Source organism: Plantactinospora mayteni, assembly GCF_016862935.1.
Taxonomy (GTDB): Bacteria; Actinomycetota; Actinomycetes; order Mycobacteriales; family Micromonosporaceae; genus Plantactinospora; species Plantactinospora mayteni.
The window spans coordinates 69,967-91,141 of record NZ_BONX01000054.1; the positions used below are offsets into that span (position 1 = coordinate 69,967).

Annotated in this window: 20 protein-coding genes; 7 read left to right on the forward strand and 13 right to left on the reverse strand. The window is 67.9% G+C overall.

Annotation, left to right across the window (positions count from 1 at the left end; genetic code table 11):
• Nucleotides 1-91: 91 nt before the first annotated feature.
• Nucleotides 92-3,241 carry a glycosyl hydrolase family 95 catalytic domain-containing protein gene (locus Pma05_RS35210; RefSeq protein WP_239313765.1) on the reverse strand — a complete coding sequence of 1,050 codons (3,150 nt, stop codon included), beginning with the start codon at nucleotides 3,239-3,241 and terminating at the stop codon, nucleotides 92-94.
• Between the two features lie 377 nt (nucleotides 3,242-3,618).
• Complete coding sequence (locus Pma05_RS35215; RefSeq protein ID WP_203861849.1) at nucleotides 3,619-3,906, reverse strand: hypothetical protein; 288 nt, start codon at nucleotides 3,904-3,906, stop codon at nucleotides 3,619-3,621.
• A 580-nt stretch (nucleotides 3,907-4,486) separates the two neighbouring features.
• Between Pma05_RS35215 and Pma05_RS35220 the strand changes: the two genes are divergently transcribed.
• Together Pma05_RS35220 and Pma05_RS35225 are read left to right on the forward strand one after the other, a co-directional pair.
• Nucleotides 4,487-5,272, forward strand: a complete 786-nt coding sequence (locus Pma05_RS35220) for a helix-turn-helix domain-containing protein (protein ID WP_203861850.1) — start codon at nucleotides 4,487-4,489, stop codon at nucleotides 5,270-5,272.
• On the forward strand, nucleotides 5,263-5,451 hold the full coding sequence (locus tag Pma05_RS35225; RefSeq protein ID WP_203861851.1) for a DUF397 domain-containing protein: 189 nt from the start codon (nucleotides 5,263-5,265) through the stop codon (nucleotides 5,449-5,451). Before Pma05_RS35220 ends, Pma05_RS35225 begins: the two co-directional genes overlap by 10 nt.
• Nucleotides 5,452-5,854: 403 nt before the next feature.
• On the opposite strand, the gene Pma05_RS35230 is transcribed toward Pma05_RS35225, so the two are convergent.
• Together Pma05_RS35230 and Pma05_RS35235 are read right to left on the reverse strand one after the other, a co-directional pair.
• Nucleotides 5,855-6,412, reverse strand: a complete 558-nt coding sequence (locus Pma05_RS35230; protein WP_203861852.1) for a hypothetical protein — start codon at nucleotides 6,410-6,412, stop codon at nucleotides 5,855-5,857.
• 79 nt (nucleotides 6,413-6,491) lie between these two features.
• Nucleotides 6,492-7,076, reverse strand: a complete 585-nt coding sequence (locus Pma05_RS35235; protein WP_203861853.1) for an SUKH-4 family immunity protein — start codon at nucleotides 7,074-7,076, stop codon at nucleotides 6,492-6,494.
• Nucleotides 7,077-7,711: 635 nt separating this feature from the next.
• Here Pma05_RS35235 and Pma05_RS35240 point away from each other — a divergent pair.
• From Pma05_RS35240 to Pma05_RS35255, 4 genes are all read left to right on the forward strand, one after another.
• Nucleotides 7,712-7,918, forward strand: coding sequence for a hypothetical protein (locus Pma05_RS35240; RefSeq protein ID WP_203861854.1), 207 nt, complete (start codon nucleotides 7,712-7,714; stop codon nucleotides 7,916-7,918).
• A 138-nt stretch (nucleotides 7,919-8,056) separates the two neighbouring features.
• Entirely contained in the window at nucleotides 8,057-8,635 is a 579-nt protein-coding gene (locus tag Pma05_RS35245) for a dihydrofolate reductase family protein (RefSeq protein ID WP_203861855.1), read from the forward strand.
• A gap of 145 nt (nucleotides 8,636-8,780) precedes the next feature.
• Nucleotides 8,781-10,082 (forward strand): aspartyl protease family protein, encoded by a 1,302-nt coding sequence (locus tag Pma05_RS35250; protein WP_203861856.1) that lies wholly within the window; start codon nucleotides 8,781-8,783, stop codon nucleotides 10,080-10,082.
• Between the two features lie 110 nt (nucleotides 10,083-10,192).
• Nucleotides 10,193-10,528: a sensor histidine kinase gene (locus Pma05_RS35255; RefSeq protein WP_203861857.1), complete on the forward strand. Its 336-nt coding sequence runs from the start codon at nucleotides 10,193-10,195 to the stop codon at nucleotides 10,526-10,528.
• Nucleotides 10,529-10,618: 90 nt separating this feature from the next.
• Here the strand turns inward: Pma05_RS35255 and Pma05_RS35260 are convergent, their stop codons facing one another.
• From Pma05_RS35260 to Pma05_RS35300, 9 genes are all read right to left on the reverse strand, one after another.
• Nucleotides 10,619-10,906, reverse strand: a complete 288-nt coding sequence (locus tag Pma05_RS35260; RefSeq protein ID WP_203861858.1) for a hypothetical protein — start codon at nucleotides 10,904-10,906, stop codon at nucleotides 10,619-10,621.
• 53 nt (nucleotides 10,907-10,959) lie between these two features.
• Nucleotides 10,960-11,247 carry an OmpH/Skp family outer membrane protein gene (locus tag Pma05_RS35265; RefSeq protein ID WP_203861859.1) on the reverse strand — a complete coding sequence of 96 codons (288 nt, stop codon included), beginning with the start codon at nucleotides 11,245-11,247 and terminating at the stop codon, nucleotides 10,960-10,962.
• Between the two features lie 23 nt (nucleotides 11,248-11,270).
• Nucleotides 11,271-11,564: a hypothetical protein gene (locus Pma05_RS35270; RefSeq protein ID WP_203861860.1), complete on the reverse strand. Its 294-nt coding sequence runs from the start codon at nucleotides 11,562-11,564 to the stop codon at nucleotides 11,271-11,273.
• A 99-nt stretch (nucleotides 11,565-11,663) separates the two neighbouring features.
• Nucleotides 11,664-13,112, reverse strand: coding sequence for a lysyl oxidase family protein (locus Pma05_RS35275; RefSeq protein WP_203861861.1), 1,449 nt, complete (start codon nucleotides 13,110-13,112; stop codon nucleotides 11,664-11,666).
• A 177-nt stretch (nucleotides 13,113-13,289) separates the two neighbouring features.
• Nucleotides 13,290-13,919 carry a response regulator gene (locus tag Pma05_RS35280; RefSeq protein WP_203861898.1) on the reverse strand — a complete coding sequence of 210 codons (630 nt, stop codon included), beginning with the start codon at nucleotides 13,917-13,919 and terminating at the stop codon, nucleotides 13,290-13,292.
• Between the two features lie 89 nt (nucleotides 13,920-14,008).
• Nucleotides 14,009-15,289, reverse strand: a complete 1,281-nt coding sequence (locus Pma05_RS35285) for a sensor histidine kinase (RefSeq protein ID WP_239313768.1) — start codon at nucleotides 15,287-15,289, stop codon at nucleotides 14,009-14,011.
• Nucleotides 15,290-15,292: 3 nt separating this feature from the next.
• A complete protein-coding gene (locus Pma05_RS35290; protein WP_203861862.1) occupies nucleotides 15,293-16,033 on the reverse strand; it encodes an ABC transporter permease in 741 nt (246 codons plus the stop codon).
• A 13-nt stretch (nucleotides 16,034-16,046) separates the two neighbouring features.
• Nucleotides 16,047-16,955 carry an ABC transporter ATP-binding protein gene (locus Pma05_RS35295; protein ID WP_203861863.1) on the reverse strand — a complete coding sequence of 303 codons (909 nt, stop codon included), beginning with the start codon at nucleotides 16,953-16,955 and terminating at the stop codon, nucleotides 16,047-16,049.
• A gap of 218 nt (nucleotides 16,956-17,173) precedes the next feature.
• Nucleotides 17,174-17,704: a DinB family protein gene (locus Pma05_RS35300; RefSeq protein ID WP_203861864.1), complete on the reverse strand. Its 531-nt coding sequence runs from the start codon at nucleotides 17,702-17,704 to the stop codon at nucleotides 17,174-17,176.
• 133 nt (nucleotides 17,705-17,837) lie between these two features.
• Between Pma05_RS35300 and Pma05_RS43085 the strand changes: the two genes are divergently transcribed.
• Entirely contained in the window at nucleotides 17,838-21,095 is a 3,258-nt protein-coding gene (locus Pma05_RS43085) for a hypothetical protein (protein WP_239313771.1), read from the forward strand.
• The last annotated feature ends 80 nt before the right edge of the window (nucleotides 21,096-21,175 follow it).

The following is a 21,175-nucleotide window of genomic DNA, read 5'->3' on the forward strand; positions in this document are numbered from 1 at the left end:
CCGGAGGTGCTGCCGGCGGGACACCCGGGATGCGACTGTCCCGCCCCCACGGCCGACGGGTCGGGGGTGGACCCGCCGGCCGTGGCACGTCTCAGACGGAGACCAGGTCGAACCTCTCCCAGGGGCCGATCGAGTCCCGGTTGGCGATCAGGGCCGCCGCGCCGCCGTTCTCGGCGACGACGTACTTGTTGTTCACCGTCGCCCGCAGGCTGACCGAGCCGTCCGAGTTGCGGACCAGGGCGAACGTCTCCCACGCCCCGGCCGAGGGCCGGTTCGCGATCAGCGGGTTGGCCCCGGCATTGTCCGCGCAGACGAACTGGTTGTTCACCCTGGCCCGCAGCCCGATGTTGCCGCCGCCGAGGTCCACCTGGTCGAACTGCTCCCACGACCCGACGGCTGCGGCGTTGGCGATCAGGTTGCCGGCACCGGCGTTGCTGGCGCTGACGTACTGGCCGTTGACCTGGGCGCGCAGCGCCACCGCGCCGGTCGGCTGGGTGCCGCCGGTGAGGATCCGAAGCGCGTCGATCATGCCGACCGAGGTGGTCTTGTTGACGATCCGGATCGTGTGGCTGCCGTTGGGCAGCCCGGTCCTGCGCCAGACGACCTGCTGGGCCTGGCGGGCGCCGGAGGCGTTCAGGTTGACGTTCGCCTGGAACACGTTGTCGAGATAGACGTCGACGTTCCCCATGTCGCTGAAGCGTTCGGAGAGATATTCGACGCCGGTCCCGGTGAAGGTGTAGGAGGCGGTGGCGTTGACGGTGTTGCTGTGGTGGGTGTCGTCGTTGTAGTCGCCGTAGCCGCGTGCGGTGGTGAGGTGCCAGTTGGCGTCGTAGGTCAACAGGGTGTTGTTGACCAGGTCGCCGCCGCCCGGGTTGCCGGGGCCGCCGCCGAGGCCGAGCGTCGAGGCGGTGCCGGAGAGCGACTTCACGCCCTGGTTGGCGCTGCCGGTCAGCGTGGTCGCGGAGTAGCTGGAGAGCGGCTTGCCGGTCCGCTCCACCACGTAGTTCGTGTTCGCCGCCGTGGCAAAGGTGATCTCGCCGGCCGAGCTGGTCGTCAGGATGGCGTTGTCCGAGGTACGCCGGACGCGTACCTCCTGGCCGCCCCACGGGTTCACCACCCGGGCCTGCTTGCCGTGCAGGCTGCGCAGCCCGACGTACTTGATCTCGCCGGCCTCCCGCTCGGAGCTGACCACGAAACCGTCCTTGGCCAGTAGGCTGAACTTGCCGACGAAGCTGGAGTCGGTCGGCACCGCCGGAAAGACCCGGATCTTGTCGTTGTACGACTGCATCAGCGACTCGTTCATCGCCGCCAGGTGGATGCCGAGATACTCGAAGACCCCGTTGGTGTTGTTGGTCATCCCGTTCGGGTAGTTCTGGTATTTCTGGAGCATCGTCTTCATGCCCTGGAACGCCTGGTTGCCCAGCCCGAGCCGGGCGGCGTGCACGTGGTCGTTCGACCAGACGTTGCCGTACGGGTGCGGCCGGACGTTCCAGGTGTTGACCGCGGTCTGCTGGTCGGGGTAGCCGATCCCGGTCTGGTCGTAGGGCCAGACGAGTTCCAGCGCCACGTTCTCGTTGTTCCGGGTCTGCGAGATCGGCGGGTCGTGCGGCAGGTACGCCCCGTTCTGGATCTGGTACGGCGCCAGGTTGTTGACGATGTTCTGCCAGTTCGCCCGCAGTCCCGGGTCCAGCCCGAGCTGCTGGCTCACCTGGATCGTCAGCGGGAAGAGCAGCCGTACCGCCGCCAGGTCGGTGATCGCGTTCCGGACGTCCCAGTACGTCTCGTGCGAGTTCGAGTTCGCCATGTAGTAGCGGCCGGAGGAGTCCCGGCTCAGGATGTCCTCGTAGAACTTCACCGCCTCCCGCATGTACGGGTACGCGGTGTTCCGCAGGTACGCCTCGTCGTTGGTGTACCGGTATTGCAGGTACATGTTGTAGGCGGCCTCGGTACCGGTGGAGTAGAGGTCGTTGACGTAGTCGCTGTTGATGGTGCCCCGGGCGTTGCCGTCCCAGCCCATCGTCTCCGGTACCCAGAGCCCGTCACTGCCGTAGCGGGTCGTGGTGTAGGACTTCAGCGCGGCAAGATTGCGGCTGTAGAGCCGGTTGAACCCGGCCATCAGGTCGACGTGGTTGCTGGCCAGGAACGAGTTGTAGACGTCGCGCTGGTTCCAGTACCAGTAGCCGTTGCTCCATTTCGAGTTGTCCTGGGTGGCCCGGAAGACGCCGTTGATGAAGTGCAGCGGATAGTTGCCGAACCCGCCCGCCGCGATCATGTAGGTGGCCAGGTAGTAGACGTTCTCCAGATAGTCGGCGTCCCCGCCCGCGTTGGAGTACTGCACGAACGACTTCGCCCAGAAGTCGTGCCACCAGTTGCGGTAGTTGTTGAGCGTGGTGTTGTAGCCGGTCGACTTCACCGCCGCGAGCTGGTTCTTCGCCTGCTGCACCGAGTTCTGCCCCGGGGAGTTGACCCGGGAGGCGGCGGTGAACCAGACGGTGTAGCTGCTGGTCGGGGTGATGTTCAGGCGTACCCGGGTGCCGTTGACCACCTGCGACGTATAGCTCGCGCCTTCGACGGTGGCCGCCAGGGTGTAGCCGAAGTTGTTCGGGTCGGCCTGGCCCCGGCTGATCCCCACCCCGGTCGAGTCGGCGAAGGTGCTCGCCGTGCGCCAGGTGGTCAGGTTGGGTACGTCGGCGATGTTCTGGACGCTGTTCAGGTCCCAGAGGCTCAGGTCGAGCCCGACACTGGTCACCCCCGGCCGGCTGTCCTCGACGTGGATGCCCATCACCTCGGAGTTGGGCGAGCCCATGATGGTGATGGTGCGATTGTTGTCGTAGCGGGTGGTCAGCGTGCCGTCATAGAGCGACAGTCGCTGCTGGTAGGTGCTGTAGCCGCTGTCGAACTGCGGATTGCTGAACAGGTTGACGTTGCCGGCCGCATAGGTCGACTGCTGGGCCAGGTCGACGTTGGAGACCTGCATCGACAGGCCGTTCTGGCTCCACACCATCGCCCCGGTGCGCCCGTTGCCGACGGTCAGCCCGTGCAGCGGGTTGGTGTTCGGCCGGTTGTAGACGATGTCGTGCTTCGACAGGTAGTTGGCATAGTTGACGTTCAGCGCGCCGGTGCTCGAATTGAACGCGGCGTCCGTGGGCGCCGCTGCGGCCGGGACGGCCGGGCCGGTGGCGACGAGGCCGCCCGTGAGCAGGGCGGCGAGCATGACGCGGATCGGCGTACTCACCTTCATCGACACGATCCCCTTCTAGATCGTCCGGTGGGAAGATGTCTCGCGCCCCGGAGGCCGGTGCAGCTCCCCATCCGCCGAAAACGGGGAGCGACGTCGAGACGGACCGGGCCGGTGAGCCACCCGAGGTCGCTGACCTGTGGGTAACCATCGACTCATGTCTGTGACTTGCAGTTAACATTGGATGTCTTGCATCCGTCAATCCCTTGCCGTGATGTTTTTGAACGCTCTGGCGCTAGGGGATGCCGCGAGATCGCCTACATACATCGGAGGTATGGCCCGACCTGGGCCTGGCCGGAGTGCGGCAAGCGGCCCGCCCCGGACCGGGGGAGGCGGTCCGGGGCGGGCCAGGGGGTGATGAGGCGGTCAGGGGCAGGGGATCAGCGGCGGCGGCGGGGCACCCAGTAGAGGAGTTGGCCGGCGATCAGCGCGGGGTGCGTGTCTGGCAGGGCTTGCAGTGCGCGGGCGAGGTGGGAGGCGAGGTACATCATCAGACCCACCCGGTCACCCCGGAAGCCGATCAGCAGGGCAAGGCGGGCCGGCGCGCACGGCCAGGGGTCGGAGCAGGTCTGACACTGGTACGACTGCGTCGGGCTGTGCCGACCGGCCGGGTAGCGCCGCGCGTTCCGCCGCATGTGCCGGTACCAGCGCTCCTGCGGCCCGATCACGCGGTCACGACCGGGCGGCGCTGTGCCGGGACCGGTGCTGCTGTGCCGGAGTCAGGCCGCCCGCGCGGCCGTTGGCCAGGTGGGAGTGGGTGGGTCCGTCCCAGCCGTGGCGACGGTTGGTGGCCCTGGTGCGGGGTGTGGTCGGTGGGGCCGGCACGGATGCCGTCGCGCGGACGGCGGCCCGGTAGTCCGCGCGGGACAGCGGCGGAGTTGGTGGTGGCTGGTAGGGCATCGGCACCAGCTCGACCGAGTCCGGGCAACGCCACCGAAAGCCACACCGGCAGTACCGCCAGAGTCGGCGCCAGTCGCGGCGGTGATACGGCCTGATTCTGCGGCGCAATTTCATGCTGCCTCCCGTCGGCGGAATGTGGACGGGGGCGGCGCCCGGCTCCGACCATTGGCACCGCCCCCGTAGGCACCCACCCGAATTGGAAGGTCACGGGGGCGGGCAAGTGCCTGGATTCCACCCTGGACCGTGGCCCCATTACGGCGGAAGATGCTGGTCGGGCACGGGAAACCCGCAGGCAAGCCATCGAATATGACCATGAACGCCGAAGTCATTTGGGGGACGTGAAAGCCTATGTCTGCAAGCGAATATCTGGTAAAGGACCTTCGCCGCACACGGGATCTCCTCGGCCTGACCCAAGAGGCGTGGGCGGGGCGGGTCCACTTCTCCGCAAAGCACGTCGGCGCCGTGGAGCGAGGCGAGCGCGCAGCGCTCCCGGACTATCTGACAGCCGTGGATCGCGCGTTCGGGACCACGTTCATGGAGTTCTACCGGAAGTTCGTGATGGGGGAACTCACTCCGATCTGGTATCGGCCGTTCTTCGAGAGCGAGGGCCGGGCGAGCCTGCTCAGGGTCTATCAACCTCTGCTGGTCCCGGGCATCCTGCAAACCGAGGCATACGCGCGGGCCGTCCTGGCGGGATACCGTGTCCACCCGGACGCCGTGGATGGCATGGTGGCGACGCGGCTCGGTCGACAGGAGATCCTGTACCGCCGGCCCGACCCCTGCCAGTTGGTCGCGGTCGTGGACGAAGGGGTCCTGCACCGCCAAGTGGGCGATGCGACGGTCATGCGTGACCAGTTGAAGGCTCTGGTGACAGTCTGTGAGCATCCCAACGTTCGGGTGCAGGTCGTTCCGTTCGGCGCCGGCGTCTACGCCGGGCTGGACGGCCCGATGGTGCTCGCGACCGTCGACGGCCGGTCGGTCGGCTTCCTCGAAGGACACCTGAAGGGTCACGTTGTCGAGAGCCCGGACGCCACGGCGGACCTTGAAGGCGCATGGGAGGCCATCCGGGACTACGCTCTGCCCGGTAACCAAAGCCTGGAACTGATCATGAGGACGGCCGAGAAATGGACGTGAACACCGCCCCGAACTGGCACAAGTCGTCGCGCAGCGACACCGGACAGTGCGTCGAGGTGGCCGACAACCTCCCCGGCCGCGTCCTCGTACGGGACAGCAAGAACCCGGAGGGGCCAGTTTTGACGTTCAGCTCCCGACAGTGGCGCGGGTTCATCGCCCAGACCACCGCTGGCTTCTGAGTGGGTAAGGCTCGCGGTCTACCTGCTGCCATCGGTTACGAGGGGTCGTCCCGCCCGATGCCGGTGGTATTCGGCAGGTCGTGTGAATCTGTCGGGGTCGTTGAGCGAGTCCCTGTATGGCCGCACGTTCCGCACGTTCCGGACGTTCCGCACAGTCCGACTGACGGCGTCCCGGTGCGGCTCGGATCGTGGTCTCCTACTACCCCTCAGGGGGCAGTAAGAGACCACGCAACGACAGCCGTACGGTTAGGAAGCCTGCTCCCCGCGCACGCGGGCCGTCGGCTGATGCTTACCCAACCGATCCGGCCGCTCCTGTCCGGCTGTCCCGGAGACGGCCGTCGCCGCCCGCGCCGGCCGCAGCATCCAGGACCTCCGCGAATCGCCCCGGCTCTCTGATGCCGTATCAGGCGCCGTCCTGCGGAACCGACGCGACGATGCGCTGGTAGCCGTCCCGGTCACGCGGGACGCGGGGCTCCTCCAAGGCGCGAACCGCGACGGGATCGCCGGTGGGCTCGAGCACCGCTCCCGCGATGTTCTCCCAGGCGAGTCCCTCGGCGTAGAAGTCGATCCCGTACTGCGCGACGATCTTCGGCTCGCCGTCGACCTCCATCGCCCTGTACTGGTACGCGTAGGCGATGTAGTTGGTCTCCTTGCCGCCGCCGACGTCGGCCGCGAAGCAGGTGCCCCACCCGGGCACGTCGTACTCCACGACCAGGTACAACGGGCGGCGTACCGGCGTCGACGCCTTCTCCGCGATCTCGGCCAGTTCCTCGGCCGGCAGACCCCGAGGACGCATGAACGGGGACGTCATGCTGGTGCCGGGTGAGGAGTACATGAAGCTCTCCGTACGCGCGACCCGTTGTTCGAGCTGATCGTCCGGCTCCGCGAGGTTGGCGACGTCCTGCTCGTACACCGCCGTGAGGAACTCCTGGAAGAAGGTCACGGCCTCGTCGATGTTCACGTCAACTCTCACTCTTTCTCACGAGGTGCCACACATCGAGCATTGTTCAGAACGGTGCGTCCACTGACCAACCAGGGCATCACCCCTCGGACACGAGGGTTTCCAGTGCGAAGAGCACCACGTGCTGCCAGAACATGGCCGGGCTGTCGAAGGACGGCCGGTCGACGTCGCGGATCTCCCCGACCAGGCGGCGCACCTCGTCCCCGATCTCTTCCTGCGACTCGTCCTCGTCCACGCTGTAGAGCAGGTCGAGGCCCTTGAACTTCAACCGGAGCTGGTACGCGGTCTCAAGGAATCGCTCCAGGGACGTGTTGATCAGCGCGAGCTTCCGGTCGCCGCTCCCCGGCTCGTACCAGTAGATGTGGTTGTCCGACCGCGACAGGCAGGCGAAGCCGCCCATGCCTGCGGCGATCACGATGTCATCCCGAACCTCCGGCGGGAACTTGTCCGGAGTCGCGGTGTCAAGGGCCTGGCTGATGGTCTGCGGCGGGTCGGTCCGGACGTTGCCGAAATACAGTTGGCCCAGGAGTGACTGGGGCATGCCGACTTCGGTCAGCAGCCGCCGGTCCTCGGGGTTGGCGAAGTGGCGCTCGGCGACCTCCGGCGGCATCGTCTCGACCCAGAGCGGGCCGAACGCCGACACCAGTGCCGCATGCGTGACCATCTCGGGCTCCTCAGCCGGTCATCGAATCGGATATAGAACGTGCTGGAATCTGTGCGGACTCCGGCATCCTACGTAGATCGTCCGGCCGGTCCTCGCCGTAGCGACTGTGCGCGACCTACTCCGACGCGCTCCGGCCGCCCTGCTACGGCCTGGCGACGATCTACTACGAGGCGGTCCGGATCTTCGGCGCGTCGCATGCTCCCGCGCCGTCGCCATGACCTCGACACATCCCTCGCACGCCCGCTCCCGGTCCAGGCCCGCAACATCGCGCGGGCTTCGCGGGTGGCGACCTCGATCATCGGGTACGGGCTCAAGCGCGAAGCCGATCTGAAGTCGGTGCGACATACCGTGCCGGTGCACGTTGACCGCAACCAGTTGCACCCGGCGCCGACGGCCGTGGTCCGCCAACCACCGCCCGACGGCGGTGCAGGCGTTGGCCCCTGCCCGGCTCACGTACGAGTACCTCGGCGGACCCAACTCGCCCCGCCGCGTACGGAAATTTCTCGACGAAATCTCGGCGGAGCGTGTCGGATCGAGGCTGCGCCGTTCGTAGCAGAAGTGAAGGCAGCCCGAGGACGGCCATACCGAACGACGATCAACCAAGGCCATCAAACGACGGGAAGGGAACCACGATCATGAAGCTGACCACCACCACGATGGTCACCGTCGACGGAGTCATGCAGGGACTCGGCGCGCCGGACGAGGACCGTCGGGGCGGATTCGAGCGTGGCGGATGGCAGGCGCCGACGTGGGACGACGAGGCCGGGACGTTCCTGAACCAGGTCTACCGGCCCACCGGCCGCCCGCAGTACGCAACGGCGACGGCCGACTCGACCACGTGACGTAGCTGCCGCACCGGCCCTGACCTGCCGGTCGGGTGAGCAGTGACCGAAACACGTCGATGTATTGGGCAACTCGACGGGTGGCCAGTCTGTCCCACCGCACCCCGATCAACCGTTACTCGATTCGAGGAGAACATCATGACCGCTACCTACACCTTCGACATCTTTTCCAGCCTCGACGGCTTCGGCGCCGCCAGCGGCAACTGGACCGGCTACTGGGGCAAGCAAGGCCCGGAGCTGCTCGACCACCGCCTCGCCCTGTACGACCAGGAGCAGCGGATGGTCTTCGGGGCCAACACGTATCGGGCGTTCGCGCAGATGGTTGCCGCGAGCACCGAGGAGTCCGAGGTGCGTGACCCGTGGGTCACCCGGATGCGGAACCTGCCGGCGACGGTGGTGTCGAGCACGCTGGAAGGATCCCTCGACTGGCCGGACGCGACCGTCGTGCGCGGCGACGCCGTCGACATCGTCGCCCGGCTCAAGAAGGAGTCCGAGGTGCCGTTGCGCTCGCACGGCAGCCTGTCGCTGAACCGGGCGTTGATGGCCGCCGGACTGGTCGACCGCGTCCAGGTGACGATCTTTCCGGTGATCACCGGGCAGACCGGGCTGGACCCCATTTTCCAGGGTGCGGCCGACTTCGACCTTGAGCTGATCGAGAGCCGGACGCTCGACGGCCACACCCAGGAACTCATCTACCGGCCCATCCTGCATATCTGAGTCCGTGCTGTTGTTGGCGCGTATGTGATTTTCCGATATGCCGACGATATGTCGCGGCCGGTACGGTGAACCAGCCTCTGTGTTGCTACCGCCTCGGCTGTGTTGCTGCCGCCTCGGCGGGGCGCCGCACTGGAAGGAGAACACATTGGCTAATGACGGAGAATGGGATCGGCGTTCGGTGTTGCGGGGCGCTGCCGTGCTGGCCGGTGCCGCCGCGACCGTCCCATTGCTGGGTGAGTCGGCCATGGCACAGGCCAGCCCCGGCGGTGACGCGGACGCACTGTTCAAGGCCGGGAAGTTCGAGCGGGCCGGGCGTGCGTACGAGGCGATCCTGAAGAAAGACCCCACGAATCTGCACGCGGCCCGCCAGCGCGGCTATGTCGGGCTACTGGCCAACCGGTTTCCCGAGGCTGAGAAGTATCTCGGGATGGCCCTCGAACTCGCACCCGACGACAAGGACACCAACCAACTCCTGGGTGACTGCTACATCCGGCAAGACAAACTGTCCCTCTCCATACCACGCTGGCAGGCGGCCGGCGAGGGAATCTATGCCGAATGGTTCGCGGCGGTCCGCGGCACGCCGTATCAGATCAACGGCGACGTCGCGCGGCTCCCATGGCAGCAGCTCGACCCGTTTCCGCTGGTAGAGGCCACCGTCAACGGCGGACCGCCGAAGCGCTTCACGTTCTACACCGGGGCCCCGTGGCTGGGCGTGTCCTCGACGGTAGCCGAGGAGGCCGGGCTGAGCGCCGTGGCCAAGCAAAAGATCGATTACAAAGACGGCGCCATATGGATGTACTTCGGGGTGCTGGACTCGTTCAAGATCGGCGGCATCGAACTGCGCAACATCCCCGTGGGCTGGTCGGAGTCGGAGTCGGGTGGAGATGTCACCACCGAGCACGACGGCATGATCGGCACGTGGGTCTTCTACCACTTGCTGACCACCTTCGACTATGCGGGCCGGTCGCTGATCCTGCGGCGCAGCACCCCCGAAACGACCAGGAAGGCACGCGCCGACGCCGACCGGGTGGGCGCGAAGCCCCTGCCGCTGTGGCTGGCCCGTGAGCACATGCTCCACAGCAGGGGCAGCATCGCCGGCTCCGGCACCCGGGTGATGGCCGTGAACTTCGGCGGAACCGGCGAGATCGCCGCGGGCATGTCCGTCGAAACGGCCGAGCAGTTGCGGATCCGCACCGACTACGACCGCCCGGTCGAGACTTTCGCCCACAGCCACCCAGCCGTCGTCTACCCCTGCTATCCGAAGGAGGTCCGCATCGGCACCGCCGCCGCCAGGGACGTCTACTGCTACGCGAACGAAAACCGTAAGCCCGCCCCGTACGGGTTCGACGTGCTGGGCCACTTCTCCCACAGCTTCTGGAAGCCCTACCACATCACCGTCGACTTCACCGGCATGAACGTCTACATCGCCCGAGGCAGAGCCGCCTGAGGGCGCGGGCCGGGGCCGTCCGGTCATGGGGGGCGCAGAAACGCGGCCTCACCATCGAGACCTCCGGCGACATCACCCCGACCATCGGCTCCCACGCGCTCCTGCTTCAGATGACGGCGAACCTCGTGCACAACGCGATCGTCCACAACCTGCCCGCACAAGGCGCCGTCTGGGTCACGACCCGTGTCCACGCCCGAACTGTGGTGCTCACTGTCGACAACATCGGCGAGCAGCTCACCCGACAGATGGTTTCCACGCTTGTCGAGCCGTTTCAGCGCGGTACCACACGCATCCGCACCGACCACTCAGGCGTCGGCCTCGGCCTGGCAATCGTCAAGAGCATCACCCAGGCACACGACGGAACCCTCACCCTCACCCCCCGCCCCGATGGCGGGCTCCGTGTCACGGTGCAACTACCCGCCGCGCCACCGCACCCTGGCAGATGACGGGCAGGGGAAGTCTCGGACGGTCTTCGCACAGACCTGCCGGCCCCTGGCGAGGCCGGCAGGCGAGGACGCTCTTGGTGGCTCAGGGGCTCAACGCTGTAGCACCCAGAGTTCATACGGCGTCAGTGGCTTGTTCTGGTTAGTGGAGCATTCAAAACCAACCCACTTGTCAGGATGATGGTCAACTAGGTAACTGCCCTGCTCTAGGCATTGTCCCCACCACGCGTAGTCACCCCAATGCACCCACGCGTCGACCGGAGCCTGCGTCTGCGTCTGCTTCGGGGCTGTGGTGATGCTGGCCGCAGACGCCTGTCCTCCGACGGCAATCGGCGCCATGAGCGTCACTGCTGCGGCCAGTAGCGTCAGGATCCTTCGCATCGTTCACTCCTTCGGATCAGATGGTGCGTTGGTCCCCGGTTACCGATGCGAACTCAGCGGGGATATCCCCACAGCTCGTACGGATACTGCGGCGTGCCCATGTTCGTCCTGCACTCGACTGCGGAGTACCAGTCGGGGTGCTGTCGGACAATTTCTCGACCCCAGTAGATGCAGTCCTCGATATAACCAAAACGCCCGAGGTAAACCCAGTCGGCCGCCTTCGCTTCTGCTGACGAGGTGATCGTGGCGGTATCGACCGTTGATGCCGACGCCGGCGCGGCGCCAGCAAAGGGGATCGCGAGAGCGCCGATCATTGCCAGCAGTGCGAGAAACTTGCGCATCACTCACTCCTTCGGGAGGCGTATCAGACGTGGTGGAGCCAGAGTTGCCAACTGCCGTCCACGTTCAGGCTGCACTGCCAGTTGTCGTAGAGGTGAGGGTAATGCATGGCGAACTTGGCTCCCCAGTCATTGCAGACGGTCCAGTTTGCGAAATACGACTGGGTGTCAAACCAGAACCCGCTGGTCGTACTCGCGGTCTGCGTCGACGCCTGTTGGGCGGGCTGTGGCGGCGTGGCCGCGGAGGCCGGTGCCGCACCGGCAAACGAGATGGCGACGGCGGCTACAGCAGCCGGCAGTACGGTCAGGATCTTCCGCATCAGTCGTTCCTTTCAGGTGATTGTTCGGGCTAGTTGGCCTGCGTGTCGTGCGCGCTCAAAGGTATTGCAGGGTTTTCACCTCCCTAGATGCCGCGCCGGTCAGCTCTCGATGACGGATCCGTACGGCGGAACCGTGATAGTGCGGGCTCCGGCGGTGCCACCGAGGACGATCTTGCGTATAACCCTGTTGTTGGATCCCGTTGTCTCGACGAGGTTCCCGTTCGGATTGGCGATGATTTCGACGAAGTACTCGCCGTTGGGGAGGTCCGTGACGTCGAAGGACTGACCGGGAAGAGTCTGCGCGTAGGTGTCTCCCCAGCCAACGGCCAGCGCCTGGCTGACGGCGAGCGACGAGACGTTCCCACAGGACGAGTGCAGATCCCGGTTTCCTGGATCGAGGCTGGCATTGTCGACAAGAGTGTCCACGGCGTCGGTATTCGCGAGACAGAATGCCTCTTTCTGGCTGCGGACGATCTCCTGTTGATCAGCGCCGAGTAGGCTGTAGCGAGCGAAGTCCGTGAAGTGCCAGTGCTCGTGCCCCCGCCGTGCGTCCCACTCCATCGTGCCGACCTGCTCGAACCCGGACGGCCGACCAGACCCGTCGACGGCGTACTGATATGCGTCCATTACGTCCTGACCCGGCCGACGATAACCACGCACGATCATCGGCGCCGGTCCGGCGTTCCAGACTGTCGCGCTGAAGATGACGTGGTCCCGGCCGTTCCTGCTGTCGATGGCGAGCCCCTTGGGTGGCAGTGGCCGAAGATCCGGTCGTTGGTGGCTGGCCTTGGCCGTTGAAGGTGCCCGGGCCGCTGAAGGTGCGTGGTGTGGTGGGTCCGCCGACGGGACGCCGGCCGGGTGCGAGGCGGGACCAGCGGGCGTGACCGGTCCCTGGCTGATCGTTCGCACCGTGACGTGTACGACCTTCACCTCGGCAGGCATGTCGAGGAAACCGCGATACGGCTCGTTGACCGAGATGGTCGCCGTGTATTCGCCGTTCGGAATGTCAGGTCGGAAGGTCTCCGAGGAGTTCACCGGCGCGGCCCACCCGGTGTTGATTCCCCAGAGCGCGCCAAGCGCAAAGGGGTTCGTGGCGCACGCGGTCGGGAAAGACGAATTCTGGACGGCGTCAGGTCGCGCCGCAACGGCCGCCGAGTTGGGACAGAATGTCTGGTCACGATCCAGGGCGATCACACCCGCCGCATTGGTCAGGGTGATGTGGAAGAAGTTCGTCAGACCCGAGAGGTCCTGCACCAGACCACTCGGAAGTGGCCTTTGGACAGTTCGGCCGCCCTGGTTGATCACCTGAGTTGCCGTAACCGGTTTGTCGTACGAGCTGCGTACGGCCCGGACTTGGAACGATAATCCGTCGGCTCTGATGAATGTGCTCAGATCGAGCCTGGGTGGAATGACCACCCCTGGAGCCACCTGAATCCGGTCCAAGGTAACCGAGGCTGCTCCGACCACAAGCCGCAGCCCTGACGCCGATGAAGGCGCAGCACCTCCCGGCGCCGAGCTGAACAGGGTCAGCGTCAGGGCGATGCTCACGACCAACCGGCAGACGACTCGCACGCGGCGCACCTCCGTGGTGTAGACACAGGGCCAGCGAGGGCACACAATTCCAACGTGATTTGCCGTGTGCGGCGATCAGGCTGGCTTTGTAGCTGTCACTTCACTCTGCGGCGAGCACCTTTCAGGCACCTTTCACAAGACTTTCGGAGGACGTCATCCGCGTGGGGTCAGATAGCCCCGGGAGAAGGCGGTGGCCACGGCTGCCGCCCGGTCGTTGACGCCGAGTTTCGCGTACACGTGTAGCAGGTGGGTTTTGACCGTCGCCTCGCTGATGAAAAGCTGCCTGGCGGCCTCGCGGTTGGTCGACCCCTGGGCGATCAGCTCCAGGACCTCCAGCTCGCGCTGCGACAGCGGCTCCGAGGCCGGCTGGCGGATCTGTCCCATCAGCCGGGTCGCGACGGCGGGGGAGAGGACCGCCTGTCCGCGCGCGGCAGCCTCGACCGCCCGGAACAGTTCCTCCCGCGGGGCGTCCTTCAGCAGGTACCCGGTGGCGCCGGCCTCGATCGCGGGCAGCACGTCGCTGTCGGTGTCGTAGGTGGTGAGCACCAGGATCCGGGCCGGCACCCCGCGGCTGGCCAGCTCCTTGATCGCGGTGACCCCGTCGGTCCTCGGCATCCGCAGATCCATCAGGATCACGTCGGGTCGGAGCCTCTCCCCGGCGATGATGGCCTCGGCGCCGTCACCGGCCTCGCCGAGCACCTCGAAGCGCGGATCGGTGCTGAACATGCCCCGCAACCCGTCCCGCACCACCGGATGGTCGTCGACGATCAGCAGCGATATCAGTGAACCTTTTTCAACCTCCCCTTGCGGTCCGCCGTGGCCGCAGGTGGAAGTCGGGGCGCATGCGCCGCGCGGTTCAGGTTGAAAAAGGTTCAATCCGCACCCCCGGCGGGGATGGCCGGCACGACCGCCGAGATCGCCGTGCCGCCACCCGGCTCGGACTCGATGTCCAACCGGCCCGCGAGGCGCTGCACCCGCTGCCGCATGCCGGCCAGTCCGAACCCTCCGTTCGGGGCAGCGCTGGCCCGGTTGGCGCCGGGCTCGAAGCCGACCCCGTCGTCCCGTACGTCGAGCGTCACCAGATCCTCCATATAGGACAGCGTCAGGCCGACCCGGCTGGCCCGCGCGTGTTTCGCCACGTTGGCCAGCGCCTCCTGCGCGGTACGCAACAGCGCCACCTCGACGTCGGCGTGCATCGGCCGGGCGTCGCCGGTGGTGGTCAGTACCGTGTCGACGTGGTGCACGTCCGCCCAACGCCTGGCCACGTCGTTGATCGCGTCCGGGAGCCGGGCCTCGGCGAGCATCGCCGGCTCCACCGCGTGTACCGTCCGACGCGCCTCGGTCAGGCTCTCCCGGGCCAGGTTCATCGCGTTCGTCACGTACCGGCGTGCCGTCGACGGCTCGTCCAGGGTCTGCTCGGCGGCCTGGAGCTGGGTGAGGATGCCGGCGAGCCCCTGGGCGAGGGTGTCGTGGATCTCCCGGGCCATCCGCTGCCGCTCGTCGAGCACCCCGGCCTCGCGGGCCTGTACCAGCAGTTGGGCGTGCAGGCCGGCGTTCTCCTCCAGCGCCGCCTCCAGCTTGACGTTGGCCTCGTGCAGCTCGGCGAGCGCCCGCTTCTGCCGGTGGTTGCGCTGGTCGGCCAGTTCGGCGAAGTAGAAGAACGCGCTGGCCAGCACGACGCTGACCAGGCTGACCGCGATCCATTCCCACCACGCCCCGGCGATGACGTCGGCGGCCCGACCCAGGTAGCCCACCGCCGAGATCGTCGCCGTGGCGGCCACGCCGGCATAGCGCCAGCGGCCATTCAGGTACAGGAACGCCTGGGGATACCCGACGAAGATGAAGATGGTGAAGAAGGGCGCGACCGCCACCAGGCCGGCGGCCAGCACCATCAGGCCGGTGTAGTAGAGGCCCATCAGCGGGCCGTTCTGGTGCCATTCCGGGTGGAGGGTGTGGAAACAGATCAACCAGAGCGTGACCGCGAGCGTCAGCCCGAGCACGGTCGGGACGTGCACCGGCATGTCCCAGGTCGGCTGGAGCAGCGTGAGCAGGGTGCTGGCCGCCAGGAGGAGGTAGGGGAGGACGTTGAGGACCCCGATCTCCCTGCGCTCCCAGCGGTCGAACTCCGCACGCAGCTCCGCCTCGATGCTCACGACCTACTCCCAGCGGAAGTACCGCGCGGCCAGCCCTCCGGCCACGATCGTCCATCCCAGCATGACAGCCAGGTGTAGCGGCTGCGGCCAGTGCCCGGCCGTCGCGTCCTGCAACGACTGCACGGCGGGGCCGAGCGGGGTGAGGTCGCTGATCGTCCGCAGCACGCCGTTCATGTTGTCGCGTGGTATCCAGAGGCCGGCGAAGAAGACGATCGGGAAGAACAGCACGGTTCCGATCGCGCCGGCGCTCTTGCCGGTCGGCGCGAGCGAGGCGACGAGCAGGCCGATCGCGAACATCGCCAGCGCTGCCAGTACGTAGCCCAGCAGGTAGGCCGGTAGCTGCCGGGGCAGGCTCACGTCGAACGCCAGCCGGCCGACGGCCAGTACGACCACCATCGTCAGCACGGACAGGATCGTGGACATCAGCAACTGCGCGCCGAGCATCGTCCCCGGCTTGACCGGGGTGGTCCGCATGCGCCGGAGCACGCCCTTCTCCCGGTAGGTGGCGAAGAGCTGGGACAGGCCGTTGAGGGCGAACGTGGCGAGGCCCAACGCGACGACGATCGGTACGTACAGGTCGATCACCCGCAGGCCGCCGATGGACGGGTCGGGTTCCCGGAACGACGGGACCGCCCCGAAGATGACGAGCAGGATCGGCGGGAACGCGAGCGCGAAGAACACGATCATCGGCTCGCGGAAGAAGAGTTTGGTCTCGGTGACGGTGAGCCGGGACAGGGCGGACACGATGTCGTTCTCCTCAGGCGTCGAAGGGTCGGCCGGTCAGCGCGACGAAGGCGTCTTCCAGCGAGGTCTGCTCGACCCGCAGGTCGGCGGCGACGACCTGGTTGCGGGCGAGCACGGTGGTCACCGCGAGCAGCAGATCTCCGGTACCGCTCACCACGAGCTGGCTGCCGGCCCGCTCCACCGACGTGACCTCCGGCAACGCGGTCAACACGGCGTGGTCCAGCGGTGCCGACGGCCGGAACCGGATCCGCTGCCGCTCGTCGACCCGGGAGACCAACCCGGCCGGGGAATCGAGCGCGACGAGCCGACCAGAGTCGATTACGGCGAGCCGGTCACAGAGCCGTTCCGCCTCCTCCATGAAGTGCGTGACCAGCAGGATCGTCACGCCCCGGTCGCGGATGTCCTCGATCAGGTCCCAGGTGTCGCGCCGCGCCTGCGGGTCCAGCCCGGTGGTCAGCTCGTCGAGCACCGCCACCCTCGGGTTGCCGACCAGCGCGAGCGCGATCGACAGCCGCTGCTTCTGCCCGCCGGACAACCGCCGGAACTGCGTGCCGAGCTTGCCGCTGAGCCGCAGGGTGTCGACCAGATCCCGCCAGTCGGCCGGGTGGCGATAGAAGGAGCTGAACAGCTCCATCGCCTCGCCGACCGTGAGCTTGTCGGGCAGCTCGCTCTCCTGGAGTTGCGCACCGAGCAACTGCCGCAGCTCACCGGTGTCGCGTCGCGGGTCGATGTCGCAGACCCGGATGGTCCCGCCGTCCGGGGTACGCAGCCCCTCGACGCACTCGACCGTCGTGGTCTTGCCGGCCCCGTTGGGACCCAGGATGCCGAAGATCTCGCCCTGCTCGACGGCGAAACCGACCCCGTCCACCACGGTGTGGTCGCCGTAGCGCTTGACGAGGCCGTCAACCTCGATGATTGCCATACCAGCAGCGTGCCGTCCGCGCTCCGGCGCCGAATCGACCACGCGGTCACGGCCGGCGCGGGCCGCGATGGGTACGCCGATCAACCGATCGGTGGATGCCAGCCGGACCACCCGGGCGGCTGCCCAAGCGGGGCAGCTCGACAGTCTGCTGACCGGACACCTGGCGGCTCGTCGGCTCTGTCCGGCAAGGCTGCGTCCGGGTGATGCCGGCGGCCCGGCTAACCCATCGACTTGGCCCCGTCGATCGCCTCCCGGACGATGTCGGCGTGCCCGGCGTGCTGCGCCGTCTCGGCGATGACGTGCTGGAGTACCCGCCGCGCGCTCCACCGCGCCCCCGGCTCGAACCACGGCGCGGGCGGCAGCTCGTGGTCGGCGTCGAGATCGGGGAGCGTACGCACCAGCTCGTCCGTACGCCGCGCGACCTCCTCGTACTCCTCCAGCAGCCCGGCCAGGGTCTCCCCGGCTTCCATCCGGAACCCGGCCGCATACGCCTCGTACGCGGCGGGATCGTCGCCGGCCGCCATCGCCGAGCCTCCCTCGACGATGAACCGGGTCCACTGCCGCTCCGTCGCCGTGACGTGCTTGATCAGCCCGCCAACGCAGAGCGCGCTGACCGTGCTGCGGGTGGCCGCCTGCTCGTCGCTGAGCCCGCGCGCGGTGAAGCGCAGGAAGAACCGCGCCTTGCCCAGGGACTCCAGCAGGTCGGCCCGCTCGCCGGTCAGAGTCTTCTCGGAGGTCGTCGTCGCCATGGTCGTCTTCCTTCGTCTCGAAGTGCCATCGCCGTGTTCTGCCCTGACGCTACGACCCATTGCGGTCACTTCCTGGCCGCTATGGCTCGTACCGACGCGAAGTTCGTCGGTCGTTGCTGGCACCATTCGCCAGATGCAGAGCATGACGTCTCCCGATGGTCAACGGGTGTGGGTCCCGGCCGGCGACGGATACGAGCTGAGCCTGGACGGCACGGGTCTGGCATGTCGCGACCGGCAGGGCCGACCCTGCGCGCCGATCCCGCGCCAGGTAGGGGCGACCAGGACCTATCCGGCCTGGGCGCTGATCCAGGACCCGGACGGGGCTCAAGCGGCTCTCGCGGTCATACCCGGCCTGGACCGAGCCGCCAGCGGCAAGCCACACGACGCCGCGGCCGTCTACAAGGAACTGTCCAGCCGGCTACCCGTCGCGCACCAGCCGGTGTTCCTGGAACACGCCGGCCGGGCGCTCGTTGCCGCCGGTGACCCGAAGCGAGCCGCCGTGATGTTCGCCCGGGCGCGCGAGGTCGAGGAGGCGCACCACCTGCCGGTCGACCCGGCGATCTGGTTGGCGGCACACCGGGAGTTCGCGACGGCCGGGGCGTTGAGTGCAAAATCCGCCGACTCGTTCGGGCGCCGGTTGGCGGATCTCCTCGATCCGGAGCCCGCTCTCACGGCGCTGGTCGAGTTGGCGGTGCTCCGTACCCGGAGCGGGCTGCCGCCCTGGCCCGCGCTGCCCCGGCAGCTCACGTCGGCGACCCGTCGGGCCGGCCGGGACGTGGGAGCCGAACAGCAGCGACTCGTCGATCGGCTGCTGCCGCTGCCCGCCTTCCGCGAGTCGCCCAGACCGGTCTGGTCGTACTGGCGCCCGGCGATCATCGCCCTGGCGAACTCCTCCCCGGAGGTGCGGAGCCGGTTGCTCGACCTGTTCCCGGTCGTCGACGGTGGCTGGTGGCTGGGTGTGCTCCAGGACGGCGGCGCGCTGACCACGTTCAGCAGCGATGTCGGGGCCCCGGCCGACTGGCTCCGCCGGGCTCTGCTGCAAGCGAAGAAGCTGCGGGGGGTCGTGCCGGTCGAGTTCGTGGGACTGATCGCCCGGTTGAGTGCCCGACTGATCGCCGACGGGGTGCCGGTCCGGCTGCATGGCCTGGGCGGTTGTGGCGTGCGGATGCTGGAGGTGTGCCTCCAGCATGGCGTATCCGTGGTGGCGCCGGCCGAGGACAGCTTCCCGGGCGACCTGCACGACTGGCTGCGTTACCGGCGCCCGAACGAGGACCTTCCCATGCTGGCCGCCCATCCCACCTTCGCGCCTCTGTTGGACCAGGAGCTGAGCGACCCGTCCGACCGTGACCGTGCCGATCTGGAGCGTGTTCCGGCGCTTCGGGCCCGGCTCCGGAAGGTTGCCGGCACCCGGTCGGCCGCCCTCGCGGAACTGCCCCGGCATCCGGCGGACGACGCTGCGGTCTTCCACGCGCTGTCCGGGCTGGAGGGCCGGGGCAGCGCCGAACCCGGAATGCTGTACGGCATCCAGTTCGCCAGCCGGATCCTGGCCGGCTCGCCGGACGTGACCGGGTGGGACAACGGCCCTGACCTGCCGGGCGGCGACACCTGGACGTCCCTGATCGGCCGTATCGGTGTGGTGGCCCTGCGCGCCGTGGCCGCCTCGACCCGCCCCGAGCGTCGCGAGCGGTTGCTGGCGCTGTTGGAGGTGTGGGCGGAGACGATCTTCGCCGAGCCGGACGGCCGGTTACGGGTCGGGGTGGCCGAGGCCGAGCGCGTCCTCGCCGCCGACGCGACCGGAACGGCCATCGCGACGGGTTGGGGCGAGAGAACGGGCGAGCGCCGGTTCGTCGACCTGCGTACCGGCGACGGCGAGCCGCCGTCCCTGGGGCGGGTGGTCGAGGTGGCCGACGTACCGCGCGGCTGGGGCGGTGCCGACCGGCTGCGTCGGCTCGTCGCCCTCGTCCGGGACCGGGGTCCGGTGCCGTGGGACACGGACGCCGTACTGCTGCTCGCGGAGCGTACCGGGCTGAGTCGCGCCGGGGCGGCACTCGTCCTGGCTGGGGTACCCGGCGCCTGGCGCTACTACACGCCGTTGCTGGACGCGACGGAACGCGACGTCCTGCGGATCACGACCGTCGAGGTCGACAGGGCCAAGGAGGAACTGCACCGGGTCACCGACGAGCAGCGGCTCGACCTGCTGGCCGACGTGCTGCCCGATGAGCCGGCCGAGCTGTGGGAGCCGGGCGGCCTGCGCACGGTGGCCGAACGGGTGGCGGAGACCTGGGTCTGCTTGTTCGGTCGCAGGGTTCGGATTCCGGAGGAGACCGTGTCCTCGGCCGGATCGCTCGCCACCGAGATGTCCGCCGTCGACCTCTGTGCCTCGCTCGCTGAGCCACACACCGTTCCGCTGCTTACCACCGACGTGGACACCTGGTTGGAGAAGGCTGGTTTTGAGCACTACCGCTACCTTCGCGTGGCGAGCGCCGATGACGAGGCCGACGTCGAGCGGTTGGTGGCCACCCTCGCTCTTGGAGTCCGCTGGGCCTACGCCGCGTTGCCGGCTGGCGATCCGGTCCGCGCGGGCGTACCCGCAACGGTAGAGTTGCTGCGTGCGCGGCTGGCCAATCCGGGGCTGATCCTGACGGCGGGCTCGCCCGCCTTCGGCTATCGAACCCCCGGGGAGGCTCGCGCCGCGTTCGGGGCCGAGCCGTACCGTGGCCCGGTGCCGCTCGAGCTGGAGACCGTCGACGACGGGCTGGCGATCGTCGTGCCACAGGGCGGGGACGTTCGGGAGCGCCTCTATTTCCGGCCCGCACTCCTCACCGGTGACGACCGATGCCGACGCCTGCTGGACGTGTGCCAGTACCCGGAGGCACTCGACGTCGTCAGGTGGCTGCTCGGCGAGGACTGCGATCGAATGCTTTCGCGGATCAGGTCCGGCGCCCTGCCCGAGGGCGCCTTCGAGGCGGATCCGTCGGTGACCGTGCCCGACCTGGTGGCGGAGGTGTCTGAGCGGTTTGATCTCAAGCCCGAACCGGCCGCTCTCTACCTGCAACTCCTGACGCTGCTCAACCCCACCGATCGGCACGTACGTCGCTGGAACGGCTGGCAACCAGTGCGGCACAAGCAGGCGGTCGCGGCGCTGGTCGAGCGGGGGCTGGTGGTCGAGGCGAAGCGGGCGCGGGCCGGGCGCGGGGTGTTCCTGCCGGGCGGCTGGACCGAGTGGGCGAAGCCCAGCCTGCCGCTGGAGACCTGGAAGGCGGACCTGTACGGACTGAAGCTCTATCACGGCGAGGTGACGTCCGACGGCGTGTTCTGGCCCCACCGGCCGCTACCCGAGCTGTACGCCACCGCCTGGCAGCGGGTTCGTACCGGCGACCAGCCCGGCTAGCTGGCGCTGCTGCGGATTCTCGCGGACCGGGCCGGGTTGACCGGGGCGTTGTCGGCCGGGCTGGCGCGCAGATAAACGGC

What these genes read in the sequence shown, in the direction of transcription:
- Pma05_RS43085 (WP_239313771.1), top strand. Translation starts at nt 17,838, where the DNA reads ATGCAGAGCATGACGTCTCCCGATGGTCAACGGGTGTGGGTCCCGGCC.
- Pma05_RS35245 (WP_203861855.1), top strand. Translation starts at nt 8,057, where the DNA reads ATGACCGCTACCTACACCTTCGACATCTTTTCCAGCCTCGACGGCTTC.
- Pma05_RS35300 (WP_203861864.1), bottom strand. Translation starts at nt 17,704, where the DNA reads ATGGCGACGACGACCTCCGAGAAGACTCTGACCGGCGAGCGGGCCGAC.
- Pma05_RS35240 (WP_203861854.1), top strand. Translation starts at nt 7,712, where the DNA reads ATGAAGCTGACCACCACCACGATGGTCACCGTCGACGGAGTCATGCAG.
- Pma05_RS35265 (WP_203861859.1), bottom strand. Translation starts at nt 11,247, where the DNA reads ATGCGCAAGTTTCTCGCACTGCTGGCAATGATCGGCGCTCTCGCGATC.
- Pma05_RS35225 (WP_203861851.1), top strand. Translation starts at nt 5,263, where the DNA reads ATGGACGTGAACACCGCCCCGAACTGGCACAAGTCGTCGCGCAGCGAC.
- Pma05_RS35295 (WP_203861863.1), bottom strand. Translation starts at nt 16,955, where the DNA reads ATGGCAATCATCGAGGTTGACGGCCTCGTCAAGCGCTACGGCGACCAC.
- Pma05_RS35220 (WP_203861850.1), top strand. Translation starts at nt 4,487, where the DNA reads ATGTCTGCAAGCGAATATCTGGTAAAGGACCTTCGCCGCACACGGGAT.
- Pma05_RS35270 (WP_203861860.1), bottom strand. Translation starts at nt 11,564, where the DNA reads ATGCGGAAGATCCTGACCGTACTGCCGGCTGCTGTAGCCGCCGTCGCC.
- Pma05_RS35235 (WP_203861853.1), bottom strand. Translation starts at nt 7,076, where the DNA reads ATGGTCACGCATGCGGCACTGGTGTCGGCGTTCGGCCCGCTCTGGGTC.
- Pma05_RS35210 (WP_239313765.1), bottom strand. Translation starts at nt 3,241, where the DNA reads ATGAAGGTGAGTACGCCGATCCGCGTCATGCTCGCCGCCCTGCTCACG.
- Pma05_RS35255 (WP_203861857.1), top strand. Translation starts at nt 10,193, where the DNA reads ATGACGGCGAACCTCGTGCACAACGCGATCGTCCACAACCTGCCCGCA.
- Pma05_RS35260 (WP_203861858.1), bottom strand. Translation starts at nt 10,906, where the DNA reads ATGCGAAGGATCCTGACGCTACTGGCCGCAGCAGTGACGCTCATGGCG.